This is a genomic window from Aestuariivirga sp., from assembly GCF_965227715.1.
In the GTDB taxonomy this organism is placed as follows: domain Bacteria; phylum Pseudomonadota; class Alphaproteobacteria; order Rhizobiales; family Aestuariivirgaceae; genus Aestuariivirga.
In genome coordinates this window covers 585,421-604,951 of sequence record NZ_OZ245771.1, presented here as the reverse complement: position 1 = coordinate 604,951, position 19,531 = coordinate 585,421, and the positions used below count along the sequence as shown (strand labels likewise).

Genomic DNA, 19,531 nt, shown 5'->3' with positions numbered 1-19,531 from the left:
GACTGCCTCACCGGCGTTCAACGTCGTTTTCCCTCAATCGAATGTCTAGATTTTCTCTATCGACAAAGTCGTCTAACAGACTAAGACGCTTGTCACAACCGTCCAGCATTATGGGAGTAGAATTCGAATGACCGAAGTTTCAAACCGTTTTTCGCGGCTGTGGGCCTGGTCCCGGAACTGGACCCTGGCGGCGCTCGCCTTGAGTGCGGCCCATGGCTTTGCCGTTCTGCCCGCAGAAGCAGGCGCCAATCTCGATGCGATCAAACAGGCGGGCGTGTTCAAGGTCGGCACCGAGGGGACCTATGCGCCCTTCACCTACCATGACAAGGATGGAAAACTCGTGGGCTTCGACGTCGAGATCGGAGAAGCGATCGCCAAGAAGCTCGGCGTGAAGGTCGAATTTGTGGAAGGCAAGTGGGATGGGCTGATAGCCGGTCTCGACGCCAACCGCTATGACGCTGTCATCAACGAGGTCGGGATCACCGAAGAGCGCAAGGCGAAGTTCGCTTTTTCCGAACCCTATATTGCGTCCCGCGCCGTGCTGATCGTCAAGGACGACAACAACGATATCAAGAGCTTCCAGGACCTCAAGGGCAAGAAGGCGGCGCAGTCGCTGACCTCCAACTTTGCCAAGATCGCCCAGGAGAATGGCGCCGAGATCGTGGGAACCGAGGGCTTCGACCAGTCGATCGCGCTCGTCACCCAGGGCCGGGCGGATGCGACGATCAATGACAGCCTGTCCTTCTTCGACTTCAAGACGAAGCAGGCGGCAGCGCCGGTGAAGATCGTGGCGCAGGAGAACGATGCGTCTTACTCAGGCGTGCTCGTGCGCAAGGGCGACGACGAACTGGTCGCCGCGATCAACCAGGCGCTGAAGGACATCGACGCCGACGGCAGCTACGAGCAGATTGCGAAGAAGTATTTCGGTCAGGACGTTTCGAAGTAAGCTCCAGATCTGATCCTTTCTCCCGTTGCCTTGCAGCGGGAGAAAGGAAAGGCTCATGCAGGTTCTGCTTCGGAAGGATTGATGGTGCCACACTGGCTGCAGTTGATGTTCGAATCGCTGGTTCCGCTGCTGTGGGCCTGTCTGACCTTCACCATTCCGCTTACGATTCTCTCCTTTGTGCTGGGCCTTGCGCTGGGGCTCGCTTCAGCGCTGATCAGGCTGTTCGGGCCAAGGCCGCTTGCGGCAGGTGTGCGGTTTTATGTGTGGATCATCCGCGGCACACCGTTGCTGGTGCAGCTGTTCCTGATCTTCTACGGACTGCCATCCATGGGCATTCTGCTGGACGCGTTTCCGGCAGCGCTGATCGGCTTCACGCTCAACATCGGGGCCTACACATCAGAGGTGATCCGCGCGGCGATCACTTCCGTGCCCAAGGGGCAGTGGGAGGCGTCGTTTTCGATAGGCATGAACTGGTCACAGGCGATCCGCCGGACGGTGCTGCCGCAGGCACTGCGCGTGGCGGTGCCGCCCTTGTCCAACACCTTCATCTCTCTGGTGAAGGACACGTCCCTCGCCGCCGCCATCACTGTGCCGGAGATGTTCCAGACTGCGCAGCGCATCGTTGCCGTCACCTATGAACCGCTGATCCTCTACGTGGAGGCAGCGCTGATCTATCTGGCGATCAGCTCCGTCCTCTCGGCATTGCAAGGGCGGCTGGAGCTGCGTCTCTCACGCTACGGCGGTTTCATGGAGGGTCGCGCGTGATCGAGATTTCCCGGCTCGTCAAGCGCTTCGGCGCCCACACGGTGCTGAATGGCATCGACCTCACGTTCCGGGAAGGGACGGTCACCGCGCTGGTGGGGCCTTCAGGCGGAGGCAAGTCCACCTTGCTGCGCTCGGTGAACCTGCTCGAAATTCCAACCTCCGGCCGGGTGAAGATCGGGGATGCCGCCATTGAATTCACCGAGGGCAGGCGCGTGGCCTTCTCTGAGATCCAGAAGCTGCGGCGGCAGACCGGAATGGTGTTCCAGAACTTCCAGCTGTTTCCACACCGGACTGCCATCGGAAATGTGATGGAGCCGCTCGTCACGGTTCTCAAATGGCCGCGCGAGCGGGCGGTGTCGCGGGCGGAGGAATTGCTGGCCAAGGTCGGCATGGCGCATAAGCGCGATGCGTGGCCGTCCGAGCTTTCGGGCGGCCAGCAGCAGCGGGTCGCGATTGCGCGGGCGCTTGCACCTTCCCCACGTGTGCTGCTGTGCGACGAGCCCACCTCTGCATTGGACCCCGAGCTTGCAGGCGAGGTGATCGAAGTGCTGGCGGGGCTTGCGCGCGAGGGTACGACCATGATCATCGCCACGCATGATCTTCGCCTCGCGCTGCAGATTGCGGAGGAGGCCGTATTTCTTGAGGCGGGCGAGATCGTGGAGAAGGGCAAGGCGGCGGTGATCTTCACCGCACCGGCCCGCGAGCGCACGCAGCGCTTCATTGCCTCTCTCACGCATGAAAAAGGCGCCGGTTGATACCGGCGCCCTCTCAGCTAATTTATCGGCCTGCTTAGTAGCAGGGCGGATAGGGATAGTAGCCGCAAGCCGGCGGCGCATAGACCGGCGGTGCATAAACCGGCGGCAGGCCATACCATGCATGGTGACCATGGACGACATAACCGCCGGGGGTCACCGCCCACCAGTCGATGAACAGGGCGGCCGGGCCTTTGATGCCCTTGAGATCACCCTCGAGCAGCTTGGCATCGAAAGTCAGCTTGTCACCGTCGAGCTTGGGATTGGAAATGGTGACGACGGCGTCGGTCACGCCGTCCTTGTCCCCGCCGAGAACGGAGATGGTGGCATTCGGCGGATCCTTGGCGAAGCTATCCTTGCCATCACCCCAGCGGGAAATGAACAGATCCATGTCTTCGTGGCCAGCCGAGCGAACGGGGCGGTCGGCGAAGACGATGACATTGCCGGCAATCCCGTCGAGAACGAGCTTGCCATCCGACAGGGTTGCGTTCTTGGCGTTGATGACGCCGAGCGAGGGCACCGGCGCCGGATGGGCGGGCTTTCCGATGTTCTTGGCGAGCGGCACGTGCTCATTGGCGGTTTGCGCCTGCGCCAGTCCGGCCGCCAGCACGATGCCGGCGGTGACGAGCGCCGCGCGGGTAAGGGCCTTGAAGTTCATGGTCTCCGGTCTCCTTCGAGTGATGTTTGTTGCCGTTAACCGCGTGCGGTCCGGGTAAGGAGCAAACGATTGCGCCGCGGTTGTGCCTCCATATCAGGGCAGGAAAGCTTCCGCCACAGCGGGTGCTGTCTATGGTTACAAAAAAGGCGCCGGTTGTGACCGGCGCCTCCATTCTGCAATTTCCGGTCTGCTTAGTAGCAGGGCGGATAGGGATAGTAGCCGCAAGCGGGCGGGGCGTAGTAGGGCGCCGATGCAGCTGCTGCACCGATGGCGACACCAGCCGCAACACCGGCAGCCACGGGCGCACCATACCAAGCGTGGTGGCCATAGCCCCAGCCGCCGCCATGGTAGTAGCCGCCATGGTAACCGCCAGCGGCGAACCAGTCGATGAAGAGGGCTGCCGGACCCTTGAGGCCCTTCAGGTCGCCCTCGAGAACCTTGACGTCGAAGGTGAGGGTTCCGCCGTCCAGCTTCGGGTTCTGCAGTTCGACGACAGCGTCCGTCACACCGTCCTTGTCGCCGCCGAGCACGGAAATGGTGGCATTCGGCGGATCATTCTTGAAGCTGTCCTTGCCGTCATCCCAGCGCGAGATGAACAGGTCCGTCGACTCATGGCCGGCAGCGCGCACGGGGCGGTCCGCGAACACGATCACATTGCCGGAGACGCCGGTGAGGGTGAGCTTGTCGCCCGTGAGGGTTGCGCCGTCCGAGTTGATGACGCCAAGCGACGGCACGGGGGCCTGGTGCGTGGGCTTGCCGATGGTTTTCTGCAGGGGAACATGCTGGTTGGCAGGTTCATCCGCCACGGCTGCCGAAGCCGCGAACACGACGCCGGCGGTGACGAGCGCCGCGCGGGTAAGAGCCTTGAAATTCATTCTCCGGTCTCCTTTGAAAATTCTGTTTGCCGTCCCGGCCCGCGCGATCCGCGCCCGGATCCGAATAAGGTTGCAGCCAAACAACTGCTCGCAACCGAGACAGCTCCACCTACCACCCGGAACATGGCATTTCCACGAATTTTCTTGTAATTTTGTGTAATTTGGTCCGGTTTGGTTACCGTGCGATACAGCACCCAGCCCCGAAGGGGCGGGGTTTCAACAGAGATGAAGGTGGTTGGCTCCCCGACCTGGACTCGAACCAGGGACAATTCGATTAACAGTCGAATGCTCTACCAACTGAGCTATCGGGGAATGTCGAGGCGCCTATAGCAGACGCTTTTGGAAGGTAAAAGCACTTTCTGCCGCAAGCGAAATTTCTCTGCGATTCCCGTGCACAAGGAAGCAAGACACCCCATATGACTGGCTTGACTTCCGCCGCTGAGGACACATGACGAAAATCAGGATTCTGGGCCGCCAGCTCCCCGTGCCTGCCCACCCCGCCTTGCGCGTGGGGCTGGGCGTTGCGATGGTGGCGGGCGGCGCCATCGGATTTCTGCCGGTGCTGGGCTATTGGATGGTGCCGGTGGGGCTGGCGATCCTCGCCATTGATTTTCCGCCGGTGCGGCGCTTCCAGCGGCGCACCACGGTGGGCCTTGGCAACTGGCTGCACCGCAGGTGGCCCGGCATCGCAGGCCGCTTCGGCTATGGCCCTCCAGGCACTAGGCGCCGGGGCTAGGGCTTTATTCCCATGAGCCGCGGAATGACAGTTTTGTGATGCGGAAAATTCCAGCAGGTGAGTGGAGGCCTCGCCCGGAATCGAACCGGGGTGCAAGGATTTGCAGTCCTCTGCGTAACCACTCCGCCACGAGGCCTTCTTATTTATCAATGACTTAACGTCACCGGCGGTGCCCCTGTATGGCACGCTCGCTTATGACTGGCAAGAGCAATGTCTGATGATTCACTGACCCCGAGGCGGGCTTTCACGCGGCAGGCGCAGGGCATCTATTCGGTGCATTTCCGCACCTCCGAGTGGACTTGTTCGAAGTCCTTCGCTAACACAAACATTGAGAATTCGTTAATGCGCCCCACGTCAGGAACATGATGACAGACTACGCCGCCGCCCGCCTCAACATGATTGAATCGCAGGTCCGCCCCAACGGCATCACCGACCGGCGCATCATCACGGCGATGGAGACCCTTGCGCGCGAAGATTTTGTTCCCGAAAGCCGCAGGTCACTGGCATATATGGATGAGGATGTTCCGCTGGACCCCGCGGACCGCGCCCAGGGACCGCGCGCACTCATCGAGGTGATGGCTTTCGCGCGCATGCTGCAGCAGGCGCTGATAAAGCCCACTGACAAGGTTCTGGTGGTGGGGGCAGGGACGGGATACGGCACCGCCGTCATCTCCCAGCTTGCCGCCTCCGTTGTGGCGCTCGAATGTGACGCAGGGCTTGCCGCGGAAGCGCGGCGCAATCTGGCGCATTTGCCCAATGTTAAGCTGATCGAAGGGCCGCTGGCGGCAGGGGCCCCTTCCGAGCAGCCGTTCGACGTAATCATTCTCGAAGGCCGGGCGGAAGAGATTCCGCAAGCCCTTCTTGACCAGCTGGCCGATGATGGACGGCTGGTCGCAGTGGTGGGAGAGGCGGAAATCTCTCAGGCGCGCGTCTATTCCAGGTCCGGTGGTGCAATTGCCGTGCGCCAGGCCTTCGATGCCTCGGTGGCGGCACTGCCGGGGTTCAAGAAGAAGAAGCCCGCCTTCGTTTTCTGAAGGCGGTTTGCAGTGGGTGGTGTTTGCGTGAAGCCGGGGGGAACCGGCTTCAAAAGGGGAATGGTGACGTCATGATGCGGAACATTGTTCGGGCATTGATCTCGGGAGTGGCAATCTCAGCTGCGGCTGCCACGCTGCCGGCTTCGGCATGGGCCGATACGCTCTTCGGCGCGATGGAGAAGGCCTATATCACCAACCCGACGCTCAATGCCGCGAGGGCGGGCCAGCGCGCGACGGATGAGCTTGTCCCGCAGGCCCTGTCCGGCTGGCGGCCAACGGTTGGCGCCAGCGCTGAGATTGACAAGACTTACGCCAACGGCCCCGTGGGCGTGGATGTCGACGGCGATATCGTTCGCGACTCCAGCGACCAGTTCAGTGGCAACCTCGCCATTCAGCTCAACCAACCGCTGTTTCGTGGCTTCGGCACCGTGAACCGCGTCAAAGGAGCGGAAGCCCGTGTCGATGCCAGCAAGCAGAACCTGCTGGGCACGGAGCAGCAGGTTCTGTTCGACGTCGTGCAGTCCTATATGAATGTTTATGCAGGCCGCCAGTTCGTGGTGCTGCGCCGCCAGGACGTGGCCGCGCTGCAAGCCCAGGTGCGGGCGGCGCGGGACCGCTTCACGGTTGGCGAGATCACCCGCACGGATGTTGCCCAGGCCGAAGCCCGGTTGGCAGAGTCGCAGAGCCTCCTCGTCAACGCGCAGTCCGACCTTGCCAGCGCCGTCGCCTCCTATGTTCAAGTGGTGGGTCAGGAGCCCGGAAAGCTTAACTATCCAAAGGTCGTCAGCATTCCGAATTCGCTCAAAACGGCGCTGGACATTGCGGGCGGGATCAACCCGCAGCTTCTTGCTCAGGCCTTCGTCGAGGTCGCCCGCGGCAACGATATCAAGGTAGCCTTCTCAAACCTGCTGCCGAGTGCAGACCTCGTTGCCACTGGCGTCCGGGATGATCCAGACCTTCAGAAAGAGGACAACCATTCAAACTCTTTCCAGATCGGCGCGCAGCTCTCAATCCCGATCTATGAGGGGGGACTCGTCTATTCCCAGGTGCGCGAAGCGAAGCAGCTCGCCAGCCAAAGCCGCATTCAGGTGATTGAGGTGGCGCGCAGCGTGCGCCAGGCAGTTGCTGCTTCGTGGAACGAATATGTAGGCCTCGCCCAGATCATCCGGAACACCCGCACCCAGGTGCGCGCCGCCCAGCTGGCGCTCAATGGCGTGCAGCAGGAATATCAGGCCGGAACCCGTACAACCCTCGATGTGCTGGATGCGCAGCGCGATCTCGTCCAGGCGCAGGTTCTGCAGGTGACGGCGGAGCGTAATCGGGTGATCAGCGGCTACCAATTGCTCGCCAACATCGGTCACCTCACGGCGACCGAGGTGGGTCTCAAGGTGCCCGTCTATGATCCGGATGAGAACTACCGCCGGGTGCGCAACAAGTGGATCGGCACCGACGTGAAAACCGTTGAATAGGGTGCCCCGGCATATCGACAAGGCGGCCTCCCTCGCGTAATCGTTAAGGATCGGTTCGTTTGTGAGCCGCGACTGGGTGAGCGCCGTGACTGCAGAACCGCGAATGGAAGATCTCCTGGCCTCTATCCGCAAGGCAATCCACGAGGATATCGGGGAAATGCCTGCCATTGTGCCGCCCAGGGAGATCAGCGGAACGCATGGCCCGAAGCCGGGCGAGGACGCGGCCGCCGCATCCACGGAGATCCAGCAGCTTCGCGAAAAGATATCTCGGGCCCGCTCGGGCGAGGCGGCGCCGCCTGCCGAGCCTGCACAACGTGCCGCGAGCCTGGCGGCGGCCCTCCAAAGCGAGACGCCGCGGCGCTCCTGGCGCGAAATTGAGCCTGCACCACTGCCGGCCCGGTTGCGTGGCGGTGTTGCCGAAACCGAGCCTGCCCCGCGCAGCCTGCCGCGAATCGAGCAGCCGGCGCGCCCTGCGCAGCGGCTGGAAACGCCGGCGATTCTCTCCGGCGCGTCCGCCCAGGCGGTCCAAACGGCTTTCGGCCGCCTGGCCGATTCCGTGATGACCCGGGCCCCCGGCGAACGTTCGGTGGAAGACCTTACACGCGAACTTCTGAAAACGATGCTGAAGCAGTGGCTGGACGAAAACTTGCCCGCCATGGTTGAGCGTATGGTGCGTGAGGAAATCGAACGGGTTGCACGCAACGGCCGCTGACACTGCCGTCATTGCGCGCCCGCACTTGAATCTTCAAGGTCCGTTATTATTTCTAAAACAACTTGCGTTAAAGTTGACGTCGGGGTAAATTCAACCCTAATGTGCTGTTTTGCATTTTCTGCAACCTTCGATGGCTTTAAGCGCTGGAGCTGACAAGAGATGACCGCAGTACCGACATTAGATCCTGACCGAAGGGCCTTCCCGCGCCGTCGTGTTTTGAAGCGGGGAAAGATCGTCTTCAATTCCAGCAAATCGGTAATTGACTGCATGATCCGTGACCTCTCCCAAGGGGGGGCCCGGCTCGCCTGCTCACAGACAGCAAATCTCCCCGAAACCTTTTCGCTGGTGTCCGTTTCCGAGCGCGAATTGCGTGAGGTGCGCATCGCATGGCGGCAGATCGGCGAGGTGGGCGTGCAGTTCGTCTCGGAGCCCCGGAAGGCCTTGCGGCTTCTGGTCTGAGCCGACTGAGGCGTTGCGTGGGGCGTTGTGCTGGTGTTTAAGGCAGCACGCCATCAACCGCATGTTCCGGACGCCCGATGCTTGAGAAGACCTTTACGCCTGCCGAAATGGAAGCAAGGCTTTATGCCGAATGGGAAGCCAAGGGCTTTTTCAAGCCCGGCCGCAACCCCAAGGGCGATCCCTTCACCATCGTCATTCCGCCGCCCAATGTGACGGGCTCGCTCCACATGGGGCATGCGCTGAACAACACCATCCAGGACATTCTCGTGCGCTTTGAGCGCATGCGCGGCAAGGACGTGCTGTGGCAGCCCGGCACCGACCATGCGGGTATCGCCACGCAGATGGTGGTGGAACGCCTGCTGCAGAAAGAAAACAAGACCGACCGCCGGACCATGGGCCGCGAGGCGTTCTTGCAACGTGTGTGGGCATGGAAGGAGGAATCGGGCGGCACCATTTCCACCCAGCTGCGCCGGCTCGGTGCATCCTGTGACTGGTCGCGCGAGCGCTTCACCATGGATGAAGGCCTGTCCAGGGCCGTGCTCAAGGTGTTCGTGCAGCTCTACAAGGAAGGCCTGATCTACAAGGACAAGCGTCTCGTCAACTGGGACCCGAAGCTCCTGACCGCCATTTCGGACCTTGAAGTGGTGCAAAAGGAGGTGAAGGGTCATCTCTGGTATTTGCGCTACCCGATCGATGGCAGTGATGAGTGGATCACGGTTGCCACGACGCGGCCCGAGACCATGCTGGGCGATTCAGGCGTTGCCGTTCACCCCGAGAATGAAAACCTCAAGCACCTCATCGGCAAGTTCGTGCGCCTGCCGCTGGTGGGGCGGCTGATTCCCATCGTGGGCGATGATTATGCTGACCCTGAAAAGGGCACCGGCGCCGTCAAGATCACACCCGCGCACGACTTCAATGACTTCGAAGTCGGCAAGCGCCGCGGTCTCAGGCAGATCAACGTGCTCGATCAGTTCGGGAAGATATTGATCGACGGGAATGAAGAGTTCCGCGAAGGCGCGGATGTTCCGGCAGAAACGATGGCGTTGCATGGCCTGGACCGCTTCGAGGCGCGCAAGCGCGTGGTCGAGATGTTCGAGGCGAGTGGCCTCCTCGAGAAGATCGAGCCCCACACCCACCAGGTGCCGCATGGCGACCGTTCGGATGTGGTGATTGAGCCGTGGCTGACCGAGCAGTGGTATGTGAATGCCGCCGAACTCGCGAAGCCCGCGATTGCCGCGGTGGAAAAGGGCGATACGGCCTTCGTCCCAAAGAACTGGGACAAGACCTATTATGAGTGGATGCGCAACATCCAGCCGTGGTGCATTTCGCGCCAGCTGTGGTGGGGGCACCAGATCCCGGCATGGTACGGACCTGACGGCACGGTGTTCGTCGAGGAGACGGAAGTGCTGGCTCGCGAAGCTGCGGCCCTTCACTACGGCAGTGGCGTTGATCTGACGCGCGACGAGGACGTGCTCGACACCTGGTTCTCCTCCGCGCTCTGGCCCTTTTCGACGCTTGGCTGGCCGGATGAGACGCCGGAGTTGAAGCGCCATTACAAGACGGATGTGCTCGTCACCGGCTTCGACATCATCTTCTTCTGGGTCGCCCGCATGATGATGATGGGGCTGCACTTCATGCATGAGGTGCCGTTCCACACGGTTTATATTCACGCCCTCGTCCGCGACGAGAAGGGCCAGAAGATGTCGAAGTCCAAGGGCAATGTGATTGACCCTCTGGAACTGATCGATGCCTATGGCGCTGACGCGCTGCGCTTCACGCTCGCCGCCATGGCGGCACAGGGGCGTGACATCAAGCTCTCCAAGCAGCGCGTGGAAGGCTATCGCAATTTCGGCACCAAGCTGTGGAACGCCGCGCGCTTTGCCGAAATGAACGGCGTGGCGAATGATCCCAATTATGATCCGCTCGCCGCGCGCGTCACCGTCAACCGCTGGATTGCGGGTGAAACCGCGCGCACCGAAGCCCGCGTGCGGCAGGCACTCGCCGAATACAAGTTCAACGAGGCTGCAGGCGCGCTCTACCAGTTCGTGTGGAACGTGTTCTGCGACTGGTATCTCGAACTCATCAAGCCGATCCTCACCGGTGAGGATGAAGCCGCCCGGAGTGAAACACGCGCCACGGCGGCCTGGGTGATGGACCAGATCCTGATCCTGCTCCACCCCTTCATGCCCTTCGTGACGGAGGAGCTCTGGCAGCAGACGGGCACCCGCAAGGACTGGCTGATCGTTTCTAGCTGGCCGGTCTACAAGGGGCTGGGCGATGCCCATGCCGATGCCGAGATGGAGTGGGTGATCCGCTTCATTTCCGAAGTGCGCTCCGTGCGGGCCGAGATGAATGTGCCGGCAGCTGCCAAGATTGCCAGCGTGCTGGTGAGCGCCAACAGCGAAACGCGCCGGCGCGCCGACCAGTGGGAAAATGAAATCAAGCGTCTGGCTCGGCTCTCCTCCGTCACCTTCGAGGACAGCGTGCCGAAGGCTTCCGCCCAGATCGTGCTGGGTGAGGCGACGATCGCGCTGCCGCTTGAAGGAGTGATCGACTTCGCTTCCGAAAAAGCCCGGCTGGCAAAGGAACTGGACAAGATCGCCAAGGACATGGCCGCGATCGACGGGCGCTTGAACAACCCCGGCTTCGTGGCGAAGGCCCCAGCTGAGGTGCTGGACGAATCGCGTGAGCGCAAGACGGAGCTTCAAGCGCGCAAGGCCAAGGTGGACGAGGCGCTCGCCAGTCTGGGGTGAGCGCGCCCCGCGCTTCCTGGCACGTTGCGGTTACTACGGATACCGCACACCACCATGCTCCGCTATGGCGCGTGGTTCTTTCATCAATGGATATGAATATGCGCAATCGTCTTCTTGCCACCGCCCTTTCCGGGGTGGCCTGCCTGTTTCTCTTCGCACCGCCCGCTGGTGCTGTCGTCTATTGCCAGTATATCGGCTTTCCGAAGGGCTGCGTCGTGAAGCCTGGCGTCGTATATAGGCCGGCCCCCGTGGTGCGCGCCGTTCCGGGCGTGGGTGCGCCCGGCGTCAACACACCGCGGAACCTTGGCGGGCCGGTGAACCGCGTCGGCCGCCGCTGAGGCCTCACCTCACCTCTTCGAAATCGCCCGGCTTCCAACTCTTGTTGAACCAGGGCTCAAGTGGGCCATAGAGGCGGAGCAGGGTGTTCCAGCCCTTGCCCGGAACTGTCTCCACCCAGTTCCCCTCATGGCCTTGAGGTGCTGTGGGGCCAAACCAGACAGTGGCAGAGCCATCTGGGTTAAGCTTCATCTCTTTCGAGAGGCTATCCACACCGGCCATCTTCTGGCTCGTCTCCAGCAGCGAGCGCGTCTGATTGTCATAGGCCGTGAAGGACCAGAAGTTATTCGCGGGGATGGGGCCGGGCAGGGTGATCTTGTAGGTCTTCCCGCCGTCGAAATAATTGCCATCCTTGTCCCGGAAGGCGCCGGCATAGGCAGAGCCCGTGCCAGGCTTGGCATCGGCCATGGCAGGCGTGATGCCGGTTGCGTAATAGAAGAAGGTTGAGCGCACATCGAGCATCAGCTCAGCGCCATCCATGAAGAGATAGCTGCCGCCCACGAAGGGGGTCAGCCACTGCCGGTCTGGATAGATGAATACGCGCTTGTCCCGCGGTGCCCAAAGGAAGGACCGCGCGGCGGCATTGCCCAACGCCACGGCCTCCGTCAGGATCTTGGTCATGCGGGCATCGGGCGCGAAGGGCTGGCCCTTGCGGATGCCGATGGCCGCGAACAGGCCCACCGTCTCCGGCTCCACGAAATCCGCCGGCTCATTCTGCACCACGCCATTGAGCTCCTCGTAGAAGCTGAAATCATTGGCGCTGATGGTGTTGAACTTGACGCCTGAGGTGTTGACGAAAGTGGTGGGCGGCGGATCGGCAAATTTTGCGAGGGGGTAAAGCTTGGTGGCGGATTTCACATTTTCCACCGCACCCTTCAGATCGCCATCCTTCACGAAGGCGCGGAAGAAGATGAGCAGGCGGTTGGTCTTGGGCTTCAGCACATGGAAGCCGTAGGGCGGAACCTCCCCCTCATATCCGGGCGGGAGGAAAAGATAGCGCCCGCCGCGGCCCTGGTCCGGCCCCGTAAGGCCCACATCCGTCACCCAGCGGAAATAGGCATCATCCACCGGACCCAGCACGCCCGGCGGCACTTCCACCACCATCGGGCCATCCGTGAGATTGAGGCAAGCGAAGCCATAAGGTGTCGTCGTGTTGGGGGTAAGGAAGAGCGAGCGTGCGTCCATAAGCTCCTCGGTCATGCCCACCGCGGCATTTGCGGTGATGCCTGCTGCGGCAAGGCCACGGCAGGCGGCATAGACGGAGGTGGCGGGCATGCCCTTCATGAAGGTCTCAATGCCGCGTGCAAGGTCAAGCTGGTCATAGGCGAGCTGGGTGGTGGTGGCATCCGGCGCGCCATCCTTGAAGGTCAGCTTGCCGACGGATGTGTCCGTCTGATTGGGGGTGAGGATGCCGGGGGGCGGATGGGCCTTGAAAATCGGCGCCTCAGCCGCGGCCGCGGGCAGGGCGGAGATGGCCGCCAGCAGGCTGGCGAAAATTGACTTCAGAAGAAACCGGACCATGATGTGCCTCCCCAATCCTCAGCGAGCATTATACTCCTAATGATGGCAATTTTAAGTTGGGGAGGGATTGCAGGTCAATGGGCTGTTTTCACCGTCTTCCGGTTGCGCAGCACGTGTTCGTGCGCGCCGTCATACAGGGCGGAATCCCGGAAACCATGGGCATCCAGCACCGGTCCCACGAGGATCAGCGCGGTCCGTGTGAGTTTTGCATCGCGCACCTTTTTCGCAATGGTCGAAAGCGTGCCGCGAAGGATGAGTTGGTCCGGCCAGGTAATGCGGTAAGCCACGACCACCGGGCAATCAGCCCCGTAATGGGGTGTCAGCGCCCGCTCAATATATGCGAGGTTGCGAATGGAAAGATGGATCGCCAGCGTCGCGCCTGAGCGGCCGAGCTCCTCCAGTGTCTCGCCCGGCGGCATGGCGGAGGATTGCATGGCGGTCCGGGTGAGGATCACCGTCTGCGCAATTTCGGGAAGCGTGAATTCCGTCTTGAGCGCGGCCGCCACGGCCGCGAAGGCCGGAACGCCAGGTGTCACGTCATAGGGAATGCCGAGCTTGTCCAGTCTGCGGATCTGTTCGGCGATGGCGCCGTAAAGCGAAGGGTCGCCTGAGTGGACGCGGGCCACGTCGAGCCCCTTCGCATGGGCGGCCTCGATTTCGGCCACGATGTCATCAAGCGTCAAGGGGGCCGTATCGATGACCCGCGCATTGGCGGGTGCCGCCTTCACGATCTCTTCCGGCACTAGCGAGCCCGCATAGAGGCACACCGGGCAGGACTGGATGATCTTCAGCCCACGGACGGTAATGAGATCGGGAGCGCCCGGTCCGGCGCCGATGAAATGGACGGTCATTCCGCTGCCTCTCTCTTCTTGGCATAGCCGCGCGGGGTATAGGCGTATGTGACACCGTCCCCCCGGACAAAGGATCTGGATTGGGACGAGCCGACCATGACGAGGGTCAGCATGTCGACGTCGTCCGGGTTGAACTCTTCAAAGCGCACGATCTTCACCCTTTCCTCGGGCCGGCCGAGGTTTGAGGCGATGATGACCGGCGTATCCGCCGGGCGGTGGTTTGCGAGAATTGCGAAGGCGCGCTCAAGCTGGTCACGCCGCTTCAGGGAGCGCGGATTGTAGAAGGAGATGACGAAGTCACCTTCCGCCGCTGCCTTCACCCGCTTCTCGATCGCCTCCCAGGGGGTGAGCAGGTCCGAGAGCGAGATGCAGCAGAAATCATGCCCGATCATCGCGCCAGCCTTCGCGGCCGCGGCCTGGAAGGCCGAAATGCCGGGGATCACATTGATGGCAATGCGGCCGGGCTCGAGATCCACAACCTCATAGACCAATGCGGCCATGGCATAGATGCCGGCATCGCCTGAGCAGACAAGGGCCACTTCGCGGCCCTGTTTCGCGAGTTCGATGGCGTGGCGCACGCGGTCTTCTTCGCCCCCCAGAGGGAAGCGGTGTTCCTGCTGGCCCGACTTCACATCCGCCACGAGATCGAGATAGAGGCCATAACCCACCCAGTCACTGGCCGCTTCGAGCGCGGCCTGTGCGGAAGGCGCGCGCCAGTCCGGCGTTCCGGGGCCGATCCCCACCACATGCACGATGCCGCGCGGCCTTCCTTTAAGCGTGATGAGCGGTTGGGGGCTCCGCGCAATGGCGCAGGTGCCGCGTGCCGAGCGCGTCTTCTCCACCAGGAGTTCGCCTTCAGTGCCCACCGCGGCGAGTGCTGCGGCTTCGGCGACGCCGGGTACGCCCACCTCCTTCGCCACCACGTCAGAGGGGTTCTTGAGGCGCGGCGTCTCACGGCGCAGTTCCTCGCCGGAGAAGAACCGCGCGGGCACGCCGAAATGCGCGGCAACCGCGTGGATTGCTGCTTCATCCGCCTTCAGATCGATCGAGGTGATGGCGGCGAGGGCGGCGGGGGATAGCCCATGATCGCGCAGCACCTGTTCCGCGAGGCTGATAAGTTCGGCGGGGCTCACGTTGCGCTCGCAGCCAAGGCCCATCACCAGCGTCTTTGGATGATAGACGAGATCGAACTTCGAGCCGTCTGCTGCCTTTTCCGTGACATGCAGCGTGACACCCTCGAAGCCAGGCGACCATGGACCGAGGTCAGAGAGCGGGAAGGGGTTGAGCGCACCATCGAGCGCCAGGGCCGCACCATTGAGGAGGGCTGCGGTGGCGGGCTTTACATGCTGTGGCGTGGCGAGTGTGAAACCGGGCGCGGGATTGTCAAGTGCGAAGCCCATGCGCACCTCGCTTGCGGTGGTGATGGCGGCGTGGCCGCTACAGAGGCTCGCGATCTGGCGGGCAAGTTCATTGGCGCCATGATGGCCTCCAAGCAGGGGGACGGCCGAGGAGCCATCCTCCGCCAGTGCAATGACCGGGGGCTCGCTATGCTTGTCCACCAGATATGGGCCAATGGCTCTGATGAGTATGCCCGCCGCGCAAAGCCCGATGATGCTGCGGCCGTCTTGAAAGAGCTGGGCCAGATGCGCCGTGGCCTTGGCATAAGTGACGTCACCACCCGCCACACAGTTCGGCGTGTGGATTTCAGCGCCGAGCGGGTCTTTGAGCTTGAGAGCCAGCGGCAGGGCGGAGGCGCCGAGTGTGAACAGGACGGGCTTCACCATGCTTCGGTGCCCGAGTAGACGAGGATGGTTGCAAAGTAAGGCAAGTGATCTTCCGTGATATCGAGGAGGGGGGTTACCACCTCATCCTCATGGGTGGCCTTGATGATGACCTGGGCACGCGACGACAGATCGAGAAGACCCAATATGTTGCGGATCTTCCCGAGATGGCGGCCCACCTTGATGATGACGGCGCTTTCGGTGGTCTGCAGTTCCTCGCGGAGCCGGTCCGCGGGAAGGGTGGCGGGGAGGACCTTTACCACTTCATTCCGCGCCGAAAGCGGGCGGCGCAGGGCTGCGGCAGAGGCGGTCATTGAGGTGACGCCGGGGACGACGCGGCAGGGATAGCGCTTGGCGAGGCGCGCGAAGATATACATGAAGCTGCCGTAGAAGAAGGGATCACCTTCACAAAGCATGACCACATCCCGGCCATGGTCCAGATGGGCGGCGATGGCGGAAGCACCAGCGTCATAAGCGGCCTCCCCCGGCTGGCGCTCAACCCGCATGGGCATGTCGATCACGAGATGCGCGGTGGTGGCAGCGATATAGGGCCGGGCGATATCCCGCGCGGTCGAGTCCCGGCCATTGGCGGCGAGATAGGCGATGACGGGGGCGCCGGAAATCAGGCGCATGGCTTTCAGCGTAATCAGCTCCGGGTCACCGGGGCCAACGCCGACGCCATGGAGCGTTCCGGTGCTTACCATGGCTTCTGCGCCCGCCACTGCGTGACGGCCATGCGCGGGCGAAGCGCCCGCAGCCGGCCCACGGCGGTGAGGTGAGACACCTCCATGCGCACAATGTCTCCACCGTGCTTTTCGTGCAGGTCATAGAGGTGGAGTTCACCTTCAATGGTAACGACATTGGCCACCATGTTTCCGCCGGGCTTGAGGGCGGCCCAGCTCTGCTCGAAGACACCCGCAATCCAGATGCCGCCGCCGATGAAGACGGCATCAGGTGCAGGCTGGCCTTCGAGTGTGGCAGGTGCGGCACCTGCGACGATACGAAGGCGCGGTGTTCCCAGCGCATCTGCATTGGCGGCGATCATGGCGAGGCGCTCGTCGTTGCTCTCGAAGGCGATGGCCTGAGTACCGCGGGCGGCGCGCATCCACTCAACCGAAATCGAGCCGCAGCCGGCGCCCACATCCCACAGGAGTTTTTCCGGTGTGGGGGAAAGGGCGGCAAGTGTGGCGGCACGAACCTCGCGCTTGGTCAATTGCCCATCATGGACGAACGCCTCATCGGGAAGACCGGCAAGGCGGGAGAGAATTGTGGCGCCGGGCGAGGCGATACAGCGGATGGCAAGGGTATTGAGGTCCGAATAATCTTCAGTACTCGGAGCATCCGCTCTGAAGCGCGACTGCCGCTCACCGTCGCCCCCCATGTTTTCGAGAACAGTGATCTCGCTCTTGCCAAAGCCCCGTGCAGTGAGGCGGCGGGCGGCTTCCGTGACGGTGGTTCGATCCGCCGTGAGCACGATGAGGCGCGTATCTGGCTGAATGAAGGGCTCGATATGGGCGGCATCCCTTCCGTGAAGGGTGAGCGTGTCGCAATCCGGCAAGGACCAGCCCACGCGCGCGGCTGCAAGCGAGAAGGCGGAAAGGTGCGGAATGATGGTCATCTCACCAAAGGGGATGAACTCCATCAGCTTGCGGGCCACTCCATAATTGAGAGGGTCACCCGTGGCGAGCACGACCGTGCTGCGCCCACGGAGCGGTGAGATGCGCTCCACCACGGCAGAGAAGGGTTGCGGCCATTCATGGATCTCGGCATCGGTGCGGGGCAGGTAGGCCAGAAGCCGGCTCGAACCCACGATGACATCTGCCGTTTCGATTGCCTGCCGGGCGCGGGCGGAGAGGCCGCCCCACCCATCTTCCCCCATGCCGATGATGGTGAGCCAGCGCGTCATTGGGCGCCCCGCGTCAAAGCGTTGATGACGGAGGCCGCCATGGCCGAGCCGCCCTTGCGGCCGAGCAGTGTGGCATAGGGAATGCCGCGCGGGTTCGCGTGCAAGGCCTCCTTGGATTCGGCAGCGCCGACGAATCCTACAGGAAAGCCGACGATGGCCGCGGGCTTCGCGGCACCTTCGTCAATCATCTCCAGAAGTGCAAAGAGGGCCGTTGGTGCATTGCCGATGACGGCGATGGCGCCGTCCAGGTGATCACGCCAGAGCTGGACCGCGGCGGCAGAGCGGGTGTTGCCCGCTGATATTCCCAATTCCCGCGCGCGCGCGTCGTTCAGTGTGCAGAGCACAGTGATGTCCTTGCCGATAATGCCATGGCGGACCATTTCGGCATCGACCAGCACGGGCCGGCCTGCGGCAAGTGACGCCTTGGCGGCTGACACGAAATCCGGCGAGATGCGGAGGTCCGCTGCAATCTCCGGCATGCCGCAAGCGTGGATGATGCGGGTTGCAACCGGTTCTGCATCCTCCGGCAGGGCAGAGAAATCCGCTTCAGCGCGAATGATCTCGAAGGAGCGCTGGTAGATCGCGGCAGGGTCGCGGAGGTAGGGAGTCACTTCTTCAGCATGCTCCTCGGTCCCATCGGATGATCCGCATGCGGATAGATGGCGTGGGTGTGGCCGTGATCGTGTCCATGGTCATGCCCGTGCTCATGGCTATGATGGTGGCCGTCATCGCCATGGCTGTGAGGAACGGGGCCCGACAGTATTTTGCCAGGATCGACCGCGAGCACCGCAGCCTTCTTCTTCGGCATGGTCTTGCACATCTGATTGCAGACTCCGTCACAATATTCGCAGTCTTCCGCCGTGCCGATCCCTTCAACGTGGTGGTGGTGGCTTTCCTGAACGGCACCCACTTCCGCCTCGAAGCCCAGAACCTGGGTGCGATACTTGCACATCTGGCAATTCATCGCGATGTCTCCGGTCAGGATCTGCTCGATCCGCTCCTGGAAGGTGGCGATGACCTGCGGGTGGTCATTGAGATAGGGCGCCTTCACAAACTCGATCTCGGGGTGGCGCGCCGCCACGGCATCCGTTGCCGCGAAAATCCGGTCAACCAGAATACCGGTGAACAGGAAATAGGGGAACACAATGACGCGCTTGAAGCCCAGCCGTGCAGTGTGCTCGAGGGCGGGCTCCACCAGCGGGAAGGTGACGCCGGAATATGCAGTCTCGGCCCAGCCGAAGCCGAAGCCTTCCCAGAGAAGGCGCGTAACCTTGGAAACATTCGAATTCGCATCAGGATCCGAGGCACCGCGGCCGACGACGACGAGCAGCGTTTCATGCTTGGGAACCGCGGGACCAGCTGCATCAAGCGCCTGCTGCACACGGTCTCCCGCGGCGCGCATCATCTTAGGGTCAATCCCCAGTTCCTTGCCATAATCGATGCGCAGGCCGTTGGCGGCGGCATAGGTGTTGAGAACGGACGGAATATCATTCTTGGCATGGCCTGCGGCAAACAGCATGCCGGGGACGGCGAGGACGCGGGTGACACCCTGTTCCTTGAGCTTGTCGAGCCCCGTGCGAATGATAGGGGTTGCGAATTCGAGATAGCCATATTCGACCGGATATTGCGGCAGGCGCTGTTTCAGATGCTCGGACAAGACGGCAAATTCCCGGACCGCATCCTTGTCACGGCTGCCGTGGCCGCACAGCATCACACCCAGTTTTTCCGCCATCATCCTGCCTTCCAGCTCAAAGCGCGCCCCCGGGCGAGGCCCGGTCCGGAAGACAGCTCCGGTCTTGGCCCCGCCTTGGGTCAGCCGCACCGGAATATGCTTTCAGTCCCGTCTCTGGGGACGCTGCGGAGGCCGTTCTAGACCCGGTAGACGGCACTCACAAGCCCGTTTGCGGCGTGGTGGTCCACGGCGCCGTCATGCTCTCCTCTTGAGCAGTGCATGCTCCCAAGAGCCATCATCCCCGC

The 19,531-nt window shown here is 62.3% G+C and carries 20 protein-coding genes and 2 tRNA genes; 10 read left to right on the top strand and 12 right to left on the bottom strand.

All coding sequences use genetic code 11. The features are described from left to right. Positions 1 to 127 precede the first annotated feature (127 nt). The 3 genes from ACO06F_RS02980 (at position 128) to ACO06F_RS02970 (ending at position 2,466) form a co-directional block, all read left to right on the top strand. Complete coding sequence (locus tag ACO06F_RS02980) at positions 128 to 946, top strand: amino acid ABC transporter substrate-binding protein (RefSeq protein ID WP_421695211.1); 819 nt, start codon at positions 128 to 130, stop codon at positions 944 to 946. 84 nt (positions 947 to 1,030) lie between these two features. Then, positions 1,031 to 1,711, top strand: a complete 681-nt coding sequence (locus ACO06F_RS02975; RefSeq protein ID WP_421696608.1) for an amino acid ABC transporter permease — start codon at positions 1,031 to 1,033, stop codon at positions 1,709 to 1,711. Beyond that, entirely contained in the window at positions 1,708 to 2,466 is a 759-nt protein-coding gene (locus ACO06F_RS02970; protein WP_421695210.1) for an amino acid ABC transporter ATP-binding protein, read from the top strand. Before ACO06F_RS02975 ends, ACO06F_RS02970 begins: the two co-directional genes overlap by 4 nt. A 34-nt stretch (positions 2,467 to 2,500) precedes the next feature. Here ACO06F_RS02970 and ACO06F_RS02965 read toward each other — a convergent pair whose 3' ends face one another. The 3 genes from ACO06F_RS02965 to ACO06F_RS02955 form a co-directional block, all read right to left on the bottom strand. Next, a complete protein-coding gene (locus tag ACO06F_RS02965; RefSeq protein ID WP_421695209.1) occupies positions 2,501 to 3,121 on the bottom strand; it encodes a hypothetical protein in 621 nt (206 codons plus the stop codon). A 191-nt stretch (positions 3,122 to 3,312) separates the two neighbouring features. After that, positions 3,313 to 3,996: a hypothetical protein gene (locus ACO06F_RS02960; RefSeq protein ID WP_421695208.1), complete on the bottom strand. Its 684-nt coding sequence runs from the start codon at positions 3,994 to 3,996 to the stop codon at positions 3,313 to 3,315. 236 nt (positions 3,997 to 4,232) lie between these two features. Then, positions 4,233 to 4,308, bottom strand: a tRNA-Asn gene (locus tag ACO06F_RS02955). A gap of 136 nt (positions 4,309 to 4,444) precedes the next feature. Here ACO06F_RS02955 and ACO06F_RS02950 point away from each other — a divergent pair. Next, a complete protein-coding gene (locus ACO06F_RS02950; protein ID WP_421695207.1) occupies positions 4,445 to 4,732 on the top strand; it encodes a hypothetical protein in 288 nt (95 codons plus the stop codon). A gap of 62 nt (positions 4,733 to 4,794) precedes the next feature. Here ACO06F_RS02950 and ACO06F_RS02945 read toward each other — a convergent pair. Beyond that, positions 4,795 to 4,868: transfer RNA gene (locus ACO06F_RS02945), tRNA-Cys, on the bottom strand. Positions 4,869 to 5,094: 226 nt separating this feature from the next. Here ACO06F_RS02945 and ACO06F_RS02940 point away from each other — a divergent pair. The 3 genes from ACO06F_RS02940 (at position 5,095) to ACO06F_RS02930 (ending at position 7,947) form a co-directional block, all read left to right on the top strand. Next, positions 5,095 to 5,766 carry a protein-L-isoaspartate O-methyltransferase family protein gene (locus tag ACO06F_RS02940; RefSeq protein WP_421695206.1) on the top strand — a complete coding sequence of 224 codons (672 nt, stop codon included), beginning with the start codon at positions 5,095 to 5,097 and terminating at the stop codon, positions 5,764 to 5,766. Positions 5,767 to 5,837: 71 nt separating this feature from the next. Further along, positions 5,838 to 7,235 carry a TolC family outer membrane protein gene (locus tag ACO06F_RS02935; RefSeq protein ID WP_421695205.1) on the top strand — a complete coding sequence of 466 codons (1,398 nt, stop codon included), beginning with the start codon at positions 5,838 to 5,840 and terminating at the stop codon, positions 7,233 to 7,235. Between the two features lie 103 nt (positions 7,236 to 7,338). Beyond that, positions 7,339 to 7,947: a PopZ family protein gene (locus ACO06F_RS02930; protein ID WP_421695204.1), complete on the top strand. Its 609-nt coding sequence runs from the start codon at positions 7,339 to 7,341 to the stop codon at positions 7,945 to 7,947. A gap of 8 nt (positions 7,948 to 7,955) precedes the next feature. Here the strand turns inward: ACO06F_RS02930 and ACO06F_RS02925 are convergent, their stop codons facing one another. Then, a complete protein-coding gene (locus ACO06F_RS02925; RefSeq protein WP_421696747.1) occupies positions 7,956 to 8,216 on the bottom strand; it encodes a hypothetical protein in 261 nt (86 codons plus the stop codon). Here ACO06F_RS02925 and ACO06F_RS02920 point away from each other — a divergent pair. The 3 genes from ACO06F_RS02920 (at position 8,107) to ACO06F_RS02910 (ending at position 11,497) form a co-directional block, all read left to right on the top strand. Next, complete coding sequence (locus tag ACO06F_RS02920; RefSeq protein ID WP_421695203.1) at positions 8,107 to 8,406, top strand: PilZ domain-containing protein; 300 nt, start codon at positions 8,107 to 8,109, stop codon at positions 8,404 to 8,406. The two genes, ACO06F_RS02925 and ACO06F_RS02920, sit on opposite strands and share 110 nt — an antisense overlap. Before the next feature lie 77 nt (positions 8,407 to 8,483). After that, entirely contained in the window at positions 8,484 to 11,159 is a 2,676-nt protein-coding gene (locus ACO06F_RS02915) for a valine--tRNA ligase (RefSeq protein WP_421695202.1), read from the top strand. 98 nt (positions 11,160 to 11,257) lie between these two features. Next, positions 11,258 to 11,497: a hypothetical protein gene (locus ACO06F_RS02910; RefSeq protein WP_421695201.1), complete on the top strand. Its 240-nt coding sequence runs from the start codon at positions 11,258 to 11,260 to the stop codon at positions 11,495 to 11,497. Positions 11,498 to 11,501: 4 nt separating this feature from the next. On the opposite strand, the gene ACO06F_RS02905 is transcribed toward ACO06F_RS02910, so the two are convergent. From ACO06F_RS02905 to ACO06F_RS02875, 7 genes are all read right to left on the bottom strand, one after another. Next, on the bottom strand, positions 11,502 to 13,016 hold the full coding sequence (locus tag ACO06F_RS02905; RefSeq protein WP_421695200.1) for a DUF1254 domain-containing protein: 1,515 nt from the start codon (positions 13,014 to 13,016) through the stop codon (positions 11,502 to 11,504). A 74-nt stretch (positions 13,017 to 13,090) separates the two neighbouring features. After that, entirely contained in the window at positions 13,091 to 13,867 is a 777-nt protein-coding gene (cobM, locus tag ACO06F_RS02900) for a precorrin-4 C(11)-methyltransferase (RefSeq protein ID WP_421695199.1), read from the bottom strand. Continuing rightward, positions 13,864 to 15,651 (bottom strand): precorrin-3B C(17)-methyltransferase, encoded by a 1,788-nt coding sequence (cobJ, locus tag ACO06F_RS02895; protein ID WP_421695198.1) that lies wholly within the window; start codon positions 15,649 to 15,651, stop codon positions 13,864 to 13,866. Before cobJ ends, cobM begins: the two co-directional genes overlap by 4 nt. Continuing rightward, positions 15,645 to 16,352 (bottom strand): precorrin-2 C(20)-methyltransferase, encoded by a 708-nt coding sequence (gene cobI, locus ACO06F_RS02890; protein ID WP_421695197.1) that lies wholly within the window; start codon positions 16,350 to 16,352, stop codon positions 15,645 to 15,647. Before cobI ends, cobJ begins: the two co-directional genes overlap by 7 nt. Continuing rightward, positions 16,346 to 17,554, bottom strand: coding sequence for a precorrin-6y C5,15-methyltransferase (decarboxylating) subunit CbiE (cbiE, locus tag ACO06F_RS02885; RefSeq protein ID WP_421695196.1), 1,209 nt, complete (start codon positions 17,552 to 17,554; stop codon positions 16,346 to 16,348). The genes cobI and cbiE overlap by 7 nt, the downstream gene beginning before the upstream one ends. Beyond that, positions 17,551 to 18,165 (bottom strand): precorrin-8X methylmutase, encoded by a 615-nt coding sequence (locus ACO06F_RS02880; protein WP_421695195.1) that lies wholly within the window; start codon positions 18,163 to 18,165, stop codon positions 17,551 to 17,553. The genes cbiE and ACO06F_RS02880 overlap by 4 nt, the downstream gene beginning before the upstream one ends. After that, positions 18,162 to 19,286, bottom strand: a complete 1,125-nt coding sequence (locus ACO06F_RS02875; protein WP_421696607.1) for a sirohydrochlorin chelatase — start codon at positions 19,284 to 19,286, stop codon at positions 18,162 to 18,164. The genes ACO06F_RS02880 and ACO06F_RS02875 overlap by 4 nt, the downstream gene beginning before the upstream one ends. Positions 19,287 to 19,531 lie beyond the last annotated feature (245 nt).

What these genes read in the sequence shown, in the direction of transcription:
- ACO06F_RS02980 (WP_421695211.1), top strand. Translation starts at nt 128, where the DNA reads ATGACCGAAGTTTCAAACCGTTTTTCGCGGCTGTGGGCCTGGTCCCGG.
- ACO06F_RS02965 (WP_421695209.1), bottom strand. Translation starts at nt 3,121, where the DNA reads ATGAACTTCAAGGCCCTTACCCGCGCGGCGCTCGTCACCGCCGGCATC.
- ACO06F_RS02960 (WP_421695208.1), bottom strand. Translation starts at nt 3,996, where the DNA reads ATGAATTTCAAGGCTCTTACCCGCGCGGCGCTCGTCACCGCCGGCGTC.
- ACO06F_RS02950 (WP_421695207.1), top strand. Translation starts at nt 4,445, where the DNA reads ATGACGAAAATCAGGATTCTGGGCCGCCAGCTCCCCGTGCCTGCCCAC.
- ACO06F_RS02940 (WP_421695206.1), top strand. Translation starts at nt 5,095, where the DNA reads ATGATGACAGACTACGCCGCCGCCCGCCTCAACATGATTGAATCGCAG.
- ACO06F_RS02935 (WP_421695205.1), top strand. Translation starts at nt 5,838, where the DNA reads ATGATGCGGAACATTGTTCGGGCATTGATCTCGGGAGTGGCAATCTCA.
- ACO06F_RS02930 (WP_421695204.1), top strand. Translation starts at nt 7,339, where the DNA reads ATGGAAGATCTCCTGGCCTCTATCCGCAAGGCAATCCACGAGGATATC.
- ACO06F_RS02920 (WP_421695203.1), top strand. Translation starts at nt 8,107, where the DNA reads ATGACCGCAGTACCGACATTAGATCCTGACCGAAGGGCCTTCCCGCGC.
- ACO06F_RS02925 (WP_421696747.1), bottom strand. Translation starts at nt 8,216, where the DNA reads ATGCAGTCAATTACCGATTTGCTGGAATTGAAGACGATCTTTCCCCGC.
- ACO06F_RS02915 (WP_421695202.1), top strand. Translation starts at nt 8,484, where the DNA reads ATGCTTGAGAAGACCTTTACGCCTGCCGAAATGGAAGCAAGGCTTTAT.
- ACO06F_RS02910 (WP_421695201.1), top strand. Translation starts at nt 11,258, where the DNA reads ATGCGCAATCGTCTTCTTGCCACCGCCCTTTCCGGGGTGGCCTGCCTG.
- ACO06F_RS02905 (WP_421695200.1), bottom strand. Translation starts at nt 13,016, where the DNA reads ATGGTCCGGTTTCTTCTGAAGTCAATTTTCGCCAGCCTGCTGGCGGCC.
- cobM (WP_421695199.1), bottom strand. Translation starts at nt 13,867, where the DNA reads ATGACCGTCCATTTCATCGGCGCCGGACCGGGCGCTCCCGATCTCATT.
- cobJ (WP_421695198.1), bottom strand. Translation starts at nt 15,651, where the DNA reads ATGGTGAAGCCCGTCCTGTTCACACTCGGCGCCTCCGCCCTGCCGCTG.
- cobI (WP_421695197.1), bottom strand. Translation starts at nt 16,352, where the DNA reads ATGGTAAGCACCGGAACGCTCCATGGCGTCGGCGTTGGCCCCGGTGAC.
- cbiE (WP_421695196.1), bottom strand. Translation starts at nt 17,554, where the DNA reads ATGACGCGCTGGCTCACCATCATCGGCATGGGGGAAGATGGGTGGGGC.
- ACO06F_RS02875 (WP_421696607.1), bottom strand. Translation starts at nt 19,286, where the DNA reads ATGGCGGAAAAACTGGGTGTGATGCTGTGCGGCCACGGCAGCCGTGAC.